The following is a 13,300-nucleotide window of genomic DNA, read 5'->3' as shown; positions in this document are numbered from 1 at the left end:
GTAGAGGAAGGCAAGCCTCCCGCGCGCGGTAGATGAGGCGCCCGCGCCCACCGCGCCCCCACCCCGATGCGTGCGACCCGCCCCGCCGGGCACGGGGCCGCCCACCGTCCACCGCGCCACGGCCCGCCCCGAGCCCGGTCGCCGCACCCGCGGTGCACCCGGCCCCGCATGGCAGCACACGCTCGTGGCGGCAGAGGCCCTGACAGCGCCCACTCGCCCCACTCGCCCCGAGGGCCCCGAACGCTGGGCGAGCGCAGGCACCCCAAGCCGCGGCGCCTCCAGCTGTGGACACCCCTGAACCGCTGGCGCCCCCGAGCCCCGGGCATCCTGAGCCCCGGGCATCCCGAGCTGCGGGCGCCCCCGAGCCGCGGGCGCCGCGTCAGCGTCCCGTACCCAGCCAGCTGGCCAACTTGCCGCCCCGCCCCACCGCCCGCAGCCGAGCCTCCGCCGAGTCCCGGACCGGATCGGTCGCGACGACCAGGAGGTCGTCGCCGCGCCGCAGCACCGTCGACGGCAGCGGCACGAACGACTTGCCGTCCCGGACGACGAGGGTCACGGCGGACCCTGCGGGCAGGCGCAGCTCGTCCACCTCGACCCCGTGCATGCGCGAACCCTTGAGGATCTTCAGGGACAGCAGATGGCCGCGGAGCTGTTCCAGGGGCGCCGACTCGATGCCGAGGTCGGCGGCCTCGGAGTCCTCGCCCAGCCGGAGTTTTCGCGCCAGCCAGGGCAGGGTGGGCCCTTGGATGAGGGTGTAGACGACGACCAGGACGAACACGATGTTGAAGATCCGGCGGCTGTCCTCCACTCCGTTCACCATGGGGATGGTGGCCAGGATGATGGGGACGGCGCCGCGCAGGCCGGCCCAGGACATCAGGGCCTTCTCCTGCCAGGGCATGCGGAACGGCAGCAGGCTGAGGACCACCTCCAGCGGGCGGGCCACGGCCGTCAGGACGAGTCCGATGACGATGGCGGGCAGGATGTCGTCGGCGAGGTCGTGCGGGGTGACCAGCAGACCGAGCAGGACGAACATGCCGATCTGCGCGATCCAGCCGAGGCCCTCGGCGAAGCCCCGGGTCGCCGGTGCGTGCGGCAGCTTGGCGTTGCCGAGGACCATGGCCGCGAGGTAGACGGCGAGGAAGCCGCTGCCGTGCGCGAGGGCGCCCGCCGCGTAGGCGGTGACGGCGATGGCCATGACGGCGATGGGGTACAGGCCGGACGCGGGCAGCGCCACGTGCCGCAGGGCGTAGCCGCCGAGGACGCCGACGGCGATGCCGATGGCCGCGCCGATGGCGAGTTCCAGGGTGATCTTGCCGAGGAGGACGTACCAGCTCTCGATGGGGCCGGCGGTGGAGAAGGCGACGACGAGGATCACCACGGGGGCGTCGTTGAAACCGGACTCGGCTTCGAGGACACCGTTCACGCGGGAGGGCAGGGGCACCTTGCGGAGCACGGAGAACACCGCCGCCGCGTCGGTGGAGGACACCACCGCGCCGATGATCAGTGCCTGCCGCCACTCCAGGCCGACCAGGTAGTGCGCTGCCGTGGCGGTGATGCCGACGCTCACGGCCACACCAACCGTGGAGAGCACCGCCGCGGCGGGCAGGGCGGGTTTGATCTCCTTCCACTTCGTGCCCAGGCCGCCTTCGGCGAGGATCACGACCAGGGCCGCGTACCCGATGACCTGGGTCAACTCGGCGTTGTTGAAGCTGACGTTGCCGATGCCGTCCTGGCCGATGGCGACGCCGATGCCCAGGTAGACGAGCAGGCTCGGCAGCCCGCTGCGTGAGGAGATCCGGACCGCAGCCACCGCGATCAGCAGGACCAGTGAGCAGACGAGCAGAAGCTGGTTGAGGTGGTGAACGGTCAGTGGCCGAATCCTTTCTGCGCACAGTCTCGGTACTTCGTTACCTTACCTAATCGTTAACGCTTCCTTGACGCCCTCGTATGTTCGTATGGTCGGGGTTCCTGACTCCGCGTCCGGTGTGGTCACGCCCTGCGCCTATGGTTGCTCCAGTGTTTCCGTGTACGGCTGCCGAGACCGCGCCGCCCGATTGACCCCCTGCCGCTCGCGAAGGACAGCAAGGACAGCGATGCCCGCCAACACCACCGCCTCCTCCGGCCAGCAGGCCGACAGGTCCGTCAGGAAGAAGGGCCGGAAAGGCCGTTTGTTCGTCATCGTGCTGGTGCTGGCCCTCGTGGCCGGGGTGGGCTACGGGGCCTACTGGAGCGTCAGCACGGTGCGTGCCTCCTTCCCGCAGACCAAGGGCTCCATCAAGCTCGCCGGACTCGCCGGGCCCGTCGACGTCAAGCGTGACGGCAACGGCATCCCCCAGGTCTACGCGTCCTCCGACGAGGACCTGTTCATGGCCCAGGGCTACGTACAGGCGCAGGACCGCTTCTGGGAGATGGACGTCCGGCGTCACACGACGTCCGGTCGGCTCTCCGAGATGTTCGGCAAGAGCCAGATCGAGACGGACGAGTTCCTGCGCACCCTCGGTTGGCACCGGGTCGCGCAGGAGGAGTACGACTCCAAGCTCTCGCCCGAGACCAAGAAGTACCTCCAGGCGTACGCGAAGGGCGTCAACGCCTACCTCGCCGGCAAGGAGGGCAAGGACATCTCCGTGGAGTACGCCGCCCTCGGCTTCACCAACGACTACGCGCCGCAGCCCTGGACGCCCGTCGACTCGGTGGCCTGGCTGAAGGCCATGGCCTGGGACCTGCGCGGCAACATGCAGGACGAGATCGACCGTTCCCTGATGACCAGCCGGCTCGGCCCGTCGCAGATCAAGGACCTGTACCCCGGCTACCCGTACGACCGGAACAAGCCGATCGTGCAGGAGGGCGCGTACGACGCCGCGAGCAAGACGTACGAGCCGAAGGGCACCGGCCAGCAGGGCCAGGCGGGCCAGCAGGGCCAGACCGGTCAGCAGGGCGTAGGCACCGCATCGGGGACCGGATCGGGCGCCGCCGGCGGTGCGCAGGCCGCCACCGACGGCCTCCAGAGCCAGCTCGCGGGCCTGTCCGAGGTCCTCGACGGCATCCCCGCGGTGTTCGGCCCCAACGGCAACGGCATCGGCTCCAATTCGTGGGTCATCGCCGGCAAGCACACCATCACGGGCAAGCCGCTGCTCGCGAACGACCCGCACCTGTCGCCGCAGCTGCCCTCGGTCTGGTACCAGATGGGCCTGCACTGCCGGGACGTCTCCGAGAACTGCTCGTACGACGCGTCCGGGTTCACCTTGGCGGGCATGCCGGGCGTGGTCATCGGCCACAACCAGGACATCTCCTGGGGTCTGACCAACCTGGGCGCCGACGTCACCGACCTGTACCTGGAGAAGTTCACCGGGGACGGCTACCAGTACGACGGCAAGGTGGTGCCCTTCAAGACGCGCAAGGAGACCATCCGGGTCGCCGGGGGCGAGTCGAAGCCGATCACCATCCGGGAGACCGAGAACGGCCCCCTGCTCTCCGACCGCAGCGACGAGCTCGGCACGGTCGGCAAGAAGGCCGCCGTCGACAGCTCGGCGCCCGACCGCGGCGACGGTTACGGCGTCTCGCTGCGCTGGACCGCCCTCACCCCCGGCAAGTCCATGGACGCGCTCTTCGCCATCAACCGCGCGAAGAACTGGAACGAGTTCCGCAAGGGCGCCGCCGACTTCGAGGTGCCCTCGCAGAACCTCGTCTACGCGGACACCGAGAACAACATCGGGTACCAGGCCCCCGGCCGGATCCCGCTGCGCGCCGAGGGCCACGACGGGTCGCTGCCCGCGCCCGGCTGGGACCCCGCCTACCGCTGGACCGGATACATCGACCAGGACGCGCTGCCGTACGAGTACAACCCGGAGCGGGGGTACATCGTCACCGCGAACCAGGCGGTCGTCGACCCGGACAAGTACCCCCACGCGCTCACCGCCGACTGGGGCTACGGCGCGCGCAGCCAGCGCATCACCGACCTCATCGAGTCGAAGACCAAGGCCGGTGGAAAGATCTCCACCGAGGACATGCGGCAGATGCAGACCGACAACAGCAGCGAGATCGCCAAGCTGCTGACGCCGATGCTGCTGAAGATCGACGTGTCCGACAAGCACGTGCGCGAGGCGCAGAAGCTGCTGGAGGGCTGGAACTACACCCAGTCGCCCGACTCCGCGGCGGCGGCCTACTTCAACGCCGTGTGGCGCAACGTCCTGAAGCTCACCTTCGGCCACAAGCTGCCGAAGGAACTGCGGGTCAAGGGCGAGTGCCTGTACGTGGAGCCCGCCGAGAACACCGGGCCCGCCGACGAGGACGTCCGGGTGCAGGAGTGCGGCGAGCGGGACGCGGACTCGGCGCAGCCGGACGGCGGCGACCGCTGGTTCGAGATCGTCCGGGGGATCGTCAAGGACGAGGACAACGGGTGGTGGAAGACCCCGTCCGACAAGGAGATCGACACCCGGGACGAGCTGTTCGCGCAGGCCCTGGAGGACGCGCGCTGGGAACTGACCGCCGAGCTCGGCAAGGACATCGACAGCTGGAGCTGGGGCCGGTTGCACCAGCTCACGCTGGAGAACCAGACGCTGGGCACCGAGGGTCCCGGCTTCCTGAAGTTCGCCCTCAACCGGGGTCCCTGGAACCTCGGCGGCGGCGAGGCCGCGGTCAACGCCACCGGCTGGAACGCGGCGGGCGGCTACGACGTGATCTGGGTGCCGTCGATGCGCATGGTGGTCAACCTCGACGACCTCGACAAGTCCAAGTGGATCAACTTGACCGGTGCCTCGGGCCACGCGTACAACGCCCACTACACCGATCAGACGGACAAGTGGGCCAGGGGCGAGCTGCTCGACTGGGCGTTCTCCGAGAAGGCCGTGGAGGAGACCACCGCGGACACGCTGTCGCTGCGGCCGTGATGCGGCCGGCGGACGGGTGACCGTCCGAGCACAGGGAAGTGGCCCTGCACCGTCGGGTGCAGGGCCACTTCGCGTCCGCCGGGGAAGGGGGACCGGCGGCACGGGCATCAGCGGGCGAGTGAGCCGTCGGTGCAGTTCTGGACGATGCTGCTCGGGTCGGCGACGGTGGGCAACCCGCAGGTCCTGAGCACTTCCAGCCCCGTCTGCGCGGCGCCCGCGACGCCCTCCGAGGTGACGGGGCCGGCGCTGACCGGGCTCTCGGCCGCCACGGCCGTGTGCGCGCCGGGCAGCAGGGCCCCGACGGCGAGGACGGCGGCGGTGGACAGGGTACGGAACGTCTTCGTCATGCCCAGCCAACAGTCCCTGGCCGGTCGGGGGCACGCGCTCTCATCCGTCCGGGCGTGGCGGGTGGACCGGTGTGTCCCGCGCCCGGTCCGTCCGTGCGGGTCCGGAACCGCAGGCCCCGCCGTCGCACGACCTGTGCAGGGCCGTCGCGCGGCCTCCCGAGGCGTCAACCGTGCTCCCGGAAACTCACCCTCGCGGGTGGCCGTGGGCTCATGCGCGGCCCGGCGTTCCCCCGCCGGTCGGGAAGCGGTGGACCCCCGAGGGGGTGACCACCGCGTGCACCGGCCGGTCGTGCGCTTCGACGGGCACCCGGGCGACCACCTCGGTGTCGTACAGCAGCACGACCAGCCACGGATCGGCTCCGGCACGTTCCAGTCGGGCGAGGACCCGGTCGTACGAGCCGCCGCCGCGGCCGAGGCGCATGCCGCGGTCGTCGACCGCGAGGCCGGGCAGCAGCACCGCGTCGGCCTCCAGGACCGCTTCGGGCCCGAGCCGGGGGCCGCCGGGTTCCCGCAGGGTCATGCGGGCCGTGCGGGGGACCGCGACGAGCGACTCCGGTCCCTCGTAGCGCCCCCAGTCGAGGTCGTTGTCGTCCAGGAGCACCGGCAGCAGGACGCGCACCCCCCGCGCGCGGAGCTCGTCGAGGAGGGGGAGGGTGCCCGGTTCGTCACCGACGGAGACGTACGCGGCCACCGTGCGTGCGCGGGACAGCTCCGTGAGGTCCCGCGCCCGCGCGGCCAGAACCAGCGAGGCCCCCTCGACGTCATCCTGAGGCAACCCGCTCCTCATACTGAGGATCCGTCGTCGCAAACTGCGCTTGTCAGGCTCGGCCCCGCCCTCGGTCACGCTCATGATCGTCGCGCCTGCCCTTCCATGTCCTGTCATATGCGGATCACTTATGTAGAGCTACAGAATCCCTACAATGCCACCGGTTAGGGTGACGTCCATGACTGAGTCGAACTCCAGGATCACCAAGGCCGTCATCCCCGCCGCCGGCCTCGGCACCCGCTTTCTGCCCGCCACCAAGGCCACTCCCAAGGAGATGCTGCCGGTCGTGGACAAACCGGCTATCCAGTACGTGGTCGAGGAAGCGGTGTCCGCCGGGTTGGACGACGTCCTGATGATCACCGGACGCAACAAGCGTCCCCTGGAGGACCACTTCGACCGCAACTACGAGCTGGAGGAAGCCCTCACCAAGAAGGGCGACCGGGCCCGGCTCGCGAAGGTCCAGGAGTCGAGCGACCTGGCGACCATGCACTACGTCCGCCAGGGCGACCCCCGGGGCCTCGGGCACGCCGTGCTCTGCGCGGCCCCCCACGTCGGTGACGAGCCCTTCGCGGTCCTGCTCGGCGACGACCTCATCGACCCCCGCGACCCGCTGCTCGCGCGCATGGTCGACATCCAGGAACGGCACGGCGGCAGCGTGGTCGCGCTCATGGAGGTCGCCCCCGAGCAGGTGCACCTCTACGGTTGTGCGGCCGTCGAGGCCACCGCCGAGCCCGACGTCGTCAAGGTGACCGGCCTGGTCGAGAAGCCCGACCCCGCGGAGGCGCCCAGCAACTTCGCCGTCATCGGCCGCTACGTACTGGACCCGCACGTCTTCGAGATACTCCGCTCCACCGAGCCCGGCCGCGGCGGCGAGATCCAGCTCACCGACGCCCTCCAGCAGCTCGCGCTGGACGAGAAGGTCGGCGGCCCGGTGCACGGCGTCGTCTTCACCGGCCGCCGCTATGACACCGGCGACCGCGGCGACTACCTGCGTGCCATTGTCAGACTCGCGTGCGAACGTGAGGACCTGGGCCCGGAGTTCCGGACCTGGCTGCGCGGTTACGTCACCGAGGAGATGTAGCGACTTGAGCGGAACGACCACCGGCACCACCGACCAGGACCGGGTCTGGACGGTGGCGGAACACCTGGAGGACGTCCTCCGGACCGTCCGCCCCCTGGAACCCATCGAGCTCCAACTCCTCGACGCCCAGGGCTGCGTCCTCGTCGACGACGTCGTGGTGCCGGTGTCGCTCCCGCCCTTCGACAACAGCTCCATGGACGGGTACGCCGTCCGCACCGCCGACGTCGCGGGCGCCGGCGAGGAGTACCCGGCGGTCCTCACCGTCGTCGGGGACGTCGCCGCCGGACAGGGCGGACCCCTCGCGGTGGGTCCCGGACAGGCCGCCCGCATCATGACCGGCGCCCCGCTGCCCCCCGGCGCCGAGGCCGTGGTCCCCGTGGAGTGGACCGACGGGGGGCTCGGCGGCGGCCCCGTCACCGGCATGCGGGCCCGCAGCGCCGCTCCCGAAGGGGCGTCCGGCCAGGTGCGCGTGTACCGGACGGCACCCGCCGGGGCGCACATCCGCGTGCAGGGCAGCGACGTGCGCGCCGGTGACCTGGCGCTGACCGCCGGCACCGTGCTCGACGCCCCCCAGATCGCCCTGCTCGCCGCGATCGGACGGGGCACCGTACGGGTGCGCCCCCGGCCCCGCGTGGTGGTCCTCTCCACCGGCAGCGAACTCGTCCCGCCCGGCGAACCGCTGGGCGAAGGACAGATCTTCGACTCCAACAGCTACGCCCTGACCGCCGCGGCCCGCGCGGCGGGCGCCCTCGCCTACCGGGTCGGCGCCGTCGCCGACGACGCCGAGACGCTGCGCGCCACCATCGAGGACCAACTGATCCGCGCGGACCTCGTCGTCACCTCGGGCGGGGTCAGCGTGGGCGCCTACGACGTCGTCAAGGAAGCCCTGTCCTCGGTGCGCGACGAGGACGTCGCCGGCGGCGGGGTCGACTTCCGGGTGCTGGCCATGCAGCCCGGCAAACCGCAGGGGTTCGGTTCCATCGGCCCCGACCACACGCCCCTGCTGGCGCTGCCCGGCAACCCGGTGTCCTCGTACGTGTCCTTCGAACTGTTCGTCCGGCCCGCCATCCGCACCCTGATGGGCCTGTCCGACGTGCACCGGCCCACCGCCCGCGCGGTGCTGCGCGCCGACAGGACGCTGACCTCGCCCGCCGGCCGCACCCAGTACCTGCGCGGACGCCATGACGTCGACACGGGCGGGGTGACCCCCGTCGGCGGGGCCGGATCGCACCTGGTCGCCGCCCTGGCGCACGCCGACGCGCTGATCGTGGTCCCGAGCGGGGTGACGTCGGTGGAGCCGGGCGAGGAGGTCGAGGTGGTGCTGCTCGCCCGGGCCGCCGCGCCCGGTTCCGGGTAACGGCCCCGCCCCGGGTGGGTCCTGGCCCGGAACACCCGCCCCGCGCGCGGTACGGTAGCCCGCACACAGGCTCCGCGCGCCGCACCGTGAGCGGGCCCGGACCGGGAGCGTCACAGCACATGACCGCGAATTCCCGGGGGGACACCCCCGGTACCTCCGCACAGGGCCGCCTCACGCACATCGACGGGGCCGGCGCGGCCCGCATGGTCGACGTCTCCGCCAAGGAGGTCACCACGCGCACCGCGCGCGCCAGCGGCCGGGTCCTGGTGAACGACCGGGTCGTCGCCCTGCTGCGCGGGGAGGGCGTGCCCAAGGGCGATGCGCTCGCCACCGCCCGCATCGCCGGCATCATGGGCGCCAAACGGACCCCGGAACTGATCCCCCTGTGCCATCCGCTGGCGCTGTCCGGGGTGAAGGTCGACCTGTCCGTCGCCGACGACGCCGTGGAGATCACCGCCACCGTGCGGACCACCGACCGCACGGGCGTCGAGATGGAGGCGCTCACCGCGGTCACGGTCGCCGCCCTCACGGTCGTGGACATGGTGAAGGCGGTCGACAAGGGCGCCGTCATCACGGAGGTCCGCGTCGAGGACAAGACCGGCGGAGCGTCGGGTGACTGGAGCCGGGCGTGAACACGGGCGCACACAGGGGTGACGGGGGCGCGGACGGTACGCGCGCGCCCTACCGGGCGCTGGTGGTGACGGCGTCCGGACGCGCAGCGGCGGGGGTGTACGACGACCGTGGCGGTCCGCTGATCGTGGCGGCGCTCAGAGCGGCCGGGTTCACCGTCGACGACCCGCGCGTGGTCCCGGACGGCGACCCGGTCGAGGCCGCGCTCAGGGAGGGCGTGGCCGCTCGCTACGACGTGATCCTCACCACCGGCGGTACGGGCGTCTCACCCACCGACCGCACTCCCGAGGCGACCGCCCGGGTCATCGACTACCCGGTCCCGGGCATCCCGGAGGCCATCCGCGCGTTCGGTCACCGCACGGTGCCCACCGCCGCACTGTCCCGGGGCGTCGCGGGCGTCGCGGACCGCACCCTCATCGTCAACCTGCCGGGTTCCACGGGTGGAGTGCGCGACGGACTCGCCGTGCTGGAGCCCCTGTTGACGCACGCCGTCGACCAGTTGCGCGGCGGCGACCACCCCCTGCCGTCCACCGCGGACGGCGCGCCCGCCCGCGACGCCTCGGGGCACCCCGGCGCGCCGGGCGAGGCGCCCGCGCCGGGCGCCGGACCGATCGGGAGCCCACGCTGAACAGCTCCGCATGGCCCGTCCAGTTGGGGGACGGCGATGTCGTCCTCCGCCCCATAAAACTGCGTGACCAGCGCGCGTGGCGTGAGGTCAACCGGCGCAACCGGGACTGGCTGCGCCCCTGGGAGGCGACGATCCCGCCGCCCACCCCGAGCGGGCCGATCACCCACCGGCCCACGTACCGACAGATGGTGCGCCATCTGCGGGCGGAGGCCAACGCGGGGCGGATGTTGCCCTTCGTCATCGAGTACCAGGGGCGGCTGGTGGGGCAGCTCACGGTCGCGGGCATCACCTGGGGTTCGATGTGCTCGGGCCACGTCGGTTACTGGGTCGACGAGGGCGTGGCCGGCCGGGGGGTCATGCCGACGGCCCTGGCGCTCGCCGTCGACCACGGCTTCCGCACGGTGGGTCTGCACCGCATCGAGGTCTGCATCCGTCCGGAGAACGCCCCCAGCCGCCGGGTGGTGGAGAAACTCGGATTCCGCGGTGAGGGGCTCCGGCCGCGGTTCCTCCACATCGACGGTGCGTGGCGGGACCACCTGGTGTTCGCGCTCACGGCGGAGGAGGTGCCGGAAGGGTTGTTGTACCGCTGGCACCAGCGCGCCCGTGCGCTGCGCGGGACGTCGGGGGAGCACTCGTCGTCCGCCCCGCCCGAGCCGCCGGACTCCCCGAAGAATTGAATGCATGTTCGATAGCGGTCGCGAAATTGTCATCCGAAGGCGCCAAGCGGGGCAATCGTGACCCCCGTTACCGAGCCGCTGATCGCATCAGTCGCAAAAAAAGTTCGGAATATGAGCTAGATCGTGCGACACACCGCCCCAATTGGCGGATGGCCCCGCGCAAAGACCTCTACGGTGTGAGACGTGAGCAGCAGCGGCCTCATCTACGCAGTCATCGTCGGGGCCTGGGCCGCCTACTTGGTGCCGATGTGGCTCCGTAGGCAAGACGAGCTGAACGAGGCCCGTCCGACGGAACGCTTCAGTACCGCCATCCGGCTCCTGTCCGGGCGGGCGGGCATGGAGCGCCGTTACGCCAAGGACCTACGGGCGCGTTCGACCGAGGAGGACGAGCAGGTCGCCGGCCCCGGTCCGGCCCCGGACGGCGTCACCGACTCGGTGGACGTCCGGGCCTTCGCCATGCCTCCGGCGCCCTCGCGCCAGGAGGTGGAGGCCGCGCTGGCCCGGCAGGAAGCAGCCCGCGAGGAGGCGGCCCGGCAGGAGGCCGTGCGCAAGGAGGCCGCCCGCCAGGAAGCCGAGGCCGCCCGGCAGGAGGTCGCCCGCCAGGAGGCGGAGCGCGACGGCGCGGCGCGGCTGGAGGCGGCCCGCCAGGAAGCGGTGCGACAGGAAGCGGTCCGCCAGGACAAGGTGCGCCCCGCTCGGGCCGTGCGTCGCGGCGAGGTCCGTGCCGAGGTGCGCGGGAGCGAAGGCGGCAGCGGCCGGGAGAACCGCGACAACGCAGAGCGCGGGCGCGAGCGCGAGCGCGGGAATCGCAAGGCGCGCAAGGGAGCGCCCGCGCGCCCTCGCCCCACGGCCGAGGCCACCGCACGCGCCCGGCGCACGAAGGTGCTCGCGCGTCGCCGCCGCACCACGGTGATGCTCTTCCTCGCTTTCACCGCGGGGGCGGTCGTCGCCGCCGTCGGCGGCCTGGCCTTCCTCTGGGCACCGGCGTTGCCCGCCGTGCTGCTCAGTGGGTACATCGCCTATCTACGCCGACAGGAACGCCACCGGTTCGCGTACGTCATGGACCGTCGGAGTGCCGAGTTGGCCGCCCAGCGCCTGCGGGAGCGCCAGCCGCGCCGCCCCCAGTCCGAGGCCGCCGCGGTCGCCGACCGGTCGGACCGCGCGGACCGTTCGGAGGGCGAACCGGTGGAGCCGGCGACCGACCCCGAGCTGTCGGCGCTGGCCGCCGATCGGCGGGCGCTGGTCGAGCAGACCGATCACGCCGAGTGGGTCGACCAGCAGCGTGAACGTCATCGGAGCCCCGGGCAGGGCGGCAGCTGGGACCCGGTGCCGGTGCCGCTGCCCACCTATGTGACCGCCCCGGTCGCCCCGCGCGCCTCGGGTGGCGTGGACCTCGGCGCACCGGACGCGTGGAGCCCCGCCCGCTCCAGCGCCGCCGAACCGACGGCGCGCCGCACGGACCCGGGCGCGTCCCCGACCGCGGGGGGCGGCGTCGACGCCGGAGGTGACGGCGCCCCGGACGGTGCCGGCTTCGAGGACGGCGACGAACGGTGCGACGCACGCCGGGCCGCATCGGCGCGCCGCTCGCGTGAGCGGGGGCGCACCCCGCTCTTCGACCAGTACGAGGAGAAGGAACGGCCCCGCGCGGCCAACGAGTGACCGTGCGCCCGGGGCTCCCGTGTCCCGGTGCGGTCAGGGGTGTTCGGGCCTTCGCCCCGTGCCGGGTGATCGGCTCGGGGCGGCCGGTTGATCAGCGCAGACCGGTCGGGGAGCGGATTTCCGAGCACCGTTGCGGGGGTGCTAGAGTTTCACCCGTTGCAAGGGCCTGTGGCGCAGTCCGGTAGCGCACCTCGTTCGCATCGAGGGGGTCAGGGGTTCGAATCCCCTCAGGTCCACAGCACACGTCACGAGATCCCGTCCGATCGTTCAGATCGGGCGGGATCTCGTCGTTTGTTTCCGGGGCTGGTGTCCGCGAGGTCGGGTACCGGCGCGCTCGCCGTTCCGCGGGCGGGGGTTCGCCGCTCGCGACGTCGGTCGACGGGGCGGCCCGGAGTGCGTGCGTCAGTCCCGCACGCCCAGGTCCAGGCGGTCGATCAGACCGGCCGCGGTGAACGCGGCGACCAACTGGTCGCGGCCCTCGGTGAAGTGCGCCCAGCTGTCGTAGTGGACGGGAACCACCCGGCGGGCGCCGAGGATGGTGGCGGCCTCGGTGGCCCCCGCGCTGTCCAGGACGATCGGGGCGCCGCCGAAGAGGGCGGGGAAGCGGGGCGCGCCGGCGAACAGGACGGCGGTGTCCACCGGGCCGAAGCGTTCGGCGACCTGCCTGACCGGTTCGAGCGCGGCGTTGTCGCCGCTGACGTAGAGCGTGGGCAGGCCCTCCCCGGTGAGGACGAAACCGACGACCTGGCCGGTGAGCGGTTCGACGTCCTCGCGGGCGCCGGGACCGTGGAGGGCGGGCACGCCCGTGACGGTGACCGTGCCGCCGCCGTCGGGGCGGGCGAGTGCGACCGACTCCCAGTCGGCCAGCCCCTTGGCCCCCTTGCCCAGGCGCTCTCCGCCGCCGGGGGTGGTGAGGGTCAGCGGCACGTCGGCGAGGAGTGCGCGGCCGGAGGTGTCGAGGTTGTCGGGGTGCTCGTCGTGCGAGAGCAGGACCACGTCGACGGGGCCGAGGTCGGCCGGTGCGGCGGTGGAGGGTGCCGTCTTGGTGAGCCGGCCGCCCGGTATGGGGTAGTCGCCGGGGGCGTCGAAGGTCGGGTCGGTCAGGAAGCGCAGGCCGCCGTAGGAGAAGAGGGCGGTCGGGCCGCCGAAGACGCGGACGGGGATCTGCTCGGGGGACGTGCCAGTACGGGCCATGGCGAAACCTCACGGATGGGTAGCGGCTGTTCCGTGATGGACAGTAGTGATGTCTCACGGAAGAGCGCAAGCTGT

At 72.2% G+C, this 13,300-nt stretch carries 11 protein-coding genes and 1 tRNA gene; 8 read left to right on the top strand and 4 right to left on the bottom strand.

Annotated features, from left to right (window positions below; genetic code table 11):
- Positions 1-379: 379 nt before the first annotated feature.
- Positions 380-1,870 carry a potassium/proton antiporter gene (locus ACFWIA_RS01090; protein ID WP_386999190.1) on the bottom strand — a complete coding sequence of 497 codons (1,491 nt, stop codon included), beginning with the start codon at positions 1,868-1,870 and terminating at the stop codon, positions 380-382.
- Between the two features lie 223 nt (positions 1,871-2,093).
- Between ACFWIA_RS01090 and ACFWIA_RS01085 the strand changes: the two genes are divergently transcribed.
- Positions 2,094-4,886: a penicillin acylase family protein gene (locus ACFWIA_RS01085; protein WP_386999063.1), complete on the top strand. Its 2,793-nt coding sequence runs from the start codon at positions 2,094-2,096 to the stop codon at positions 4,884-4,886.
- Positions 4,887-4,993: 107 nt separating this feature from the next.
- Here the strand turns inward: ACFWIA_RS01085 and ACFWIA_RS01080 are convergent, their stop codons facing one another.
- Together ACFWIA_RS01080 and ACFWIA_RS01075 are read right to left on the bottom strand one after the other, a co-directional pair.
- Positions 4,994-5,233 (bottom strand): hypothetical protein, encoded by a 240-nt coding sequence (locus ACFWIA_RS01080; RefSeq protein WP_385493908.1) that lies wholly within the window; start codon positions 5,231-5,233, stop codon positions 4,994-4,996.
- Between the two features lie 208 nt (positions 5,234-5,441).
- On the bottom strand, positions 5,442-6,083 hold the full coding sequence (locus ACFWIA_RS01075; protein ID WP_386999059.1) for a 5-formyltetrahydrofolate cyclo-ligase: 642 nt from the start codon (positions 6,081-6,083) through the stop codon (positions 5,442-5,444).
- A gap of 94 nt (positions 6,084-6,177) precedes the next feature.
- Here ACFWIA_RS01075 and galU point away from each other — a divergent pair, with 94 nt between their 5' ends.
- The 7 genes from galU to ACFWIA_RS01040 all read left to right on the top strand — a co-directional run bounded on the left by galU (position 6,178) and on the right by ACFWIA_RS01040 (position 12,267).
- Positions 6,178-7,080: a UTP--glucose-1-phosphate uridylyltransferase GalU gene (gene galU / locus ACFWIA_RS01070; RefSeq protein WP_385493907.1), complete on the top strand. Its 903-nt coding sequence runs from the start codon at positions 6,178-6,180 to the stop codon at positions 7,078-7,080.
- Positions 7,081-7,084: 4 nt separating this feature from the next.
- Positions 7,085-8,437 (top strand): gephyrin-like molybdotransferase Glp, encoded by a 1,353-nt coding sequence (glp, locus tag ACFWIA_RS01065; RefSeq protein ID WP_386999057.1) that lies wholly within the window; start codon positions 7,085-7,087, stop codon positions 8,435-8,437.
- Positions 8,438-8,556: 119 nt separating this feature from the next.
- Positions 8,557-9,069, top strand: coding sequence for a cyclic pyranopterin monophosphate synthase MoaC (gene moaC / locus ACFWIA_RS01060; protein WP_386999055.1), 513 nt, complete (start codon positions 8,557-8,559; stop codon positions 9,067-9,069).
- Entirely contained in the window at positions 9,066-9,695 is a 630-nt protein-coding gene (locus ACFWIA_RS01055) for a molybdenum cofactor biosynthesis protein B (protein ID WP_386999053.1), read from the top strand. The genes moaC and ACFWIA_RS01055 overlap by 4 nt, the downstream gene beginning before the upstream one ends.
- Complete coding sequence (locus tag ACFWIA_RS01050; RefSeq protein ID WP_386999187.1) at positions 9,692-10,372, top strand: GNAT family N-acetyltransferase; 681 nt, start codon at positions 9,692-9,694, stop codon at positions 10,370-10,372. The genes ACFWIA_RS01055 and ACFWIA_RS01050 overlap by 4 nt, the downstream gene beginning before the upstream one ends.
- Positions 10,373-10,555: 183 nt before the next feature.
- Positions 10,556-12,031: a hypothetical protein gene (locus ACFWIA_RS01045; protein ID WP_386999051.1), complete on the top strand. Its 1,476-nt coding sequence runs from the start codon at positions 10,556-10,558 to the stop codon at positions 12,029-12,031.
- Between the two features lie 162 nt (positions 12,032-12,193).
- Positions 12,194-12,267: transfer RNA gene (locus ACFWIA_RS01040), tRNA-Ala, on the top strand.
- A 166-nt stretch (positions 12,268-12,433) separates the two neighbouring features.
- Here the strand turns inward: ACFWIA_RS01040 and ACFWIA_RS01035 are convergent.
- Positions 12,434-13,225 (bottom strand): MBL fold metallo-hydrolase, encoded by a 792-nt coding sequence (locus ACFWIA_RS01035; protein WP_386999049.1) that lies wholly within the window; start codon positions 13,223-13,225, stop codon positions 12,434-12,436.
- Positions 13,226-13,300 lie beyond the last annotated feature (75 nt).

The sequence above is a fragment of the Streptomyces sp. NPDC127068 genome (assembly GCF_042724695.1).
GTDB lineage: Bacteria > Actinomycetota > Actinomycetes > Streptomycetales > Streptomycetaceae > Streptomyces.
This window is presented reverse-complemented; position numbering and strand designations above follow the sequence as displayed.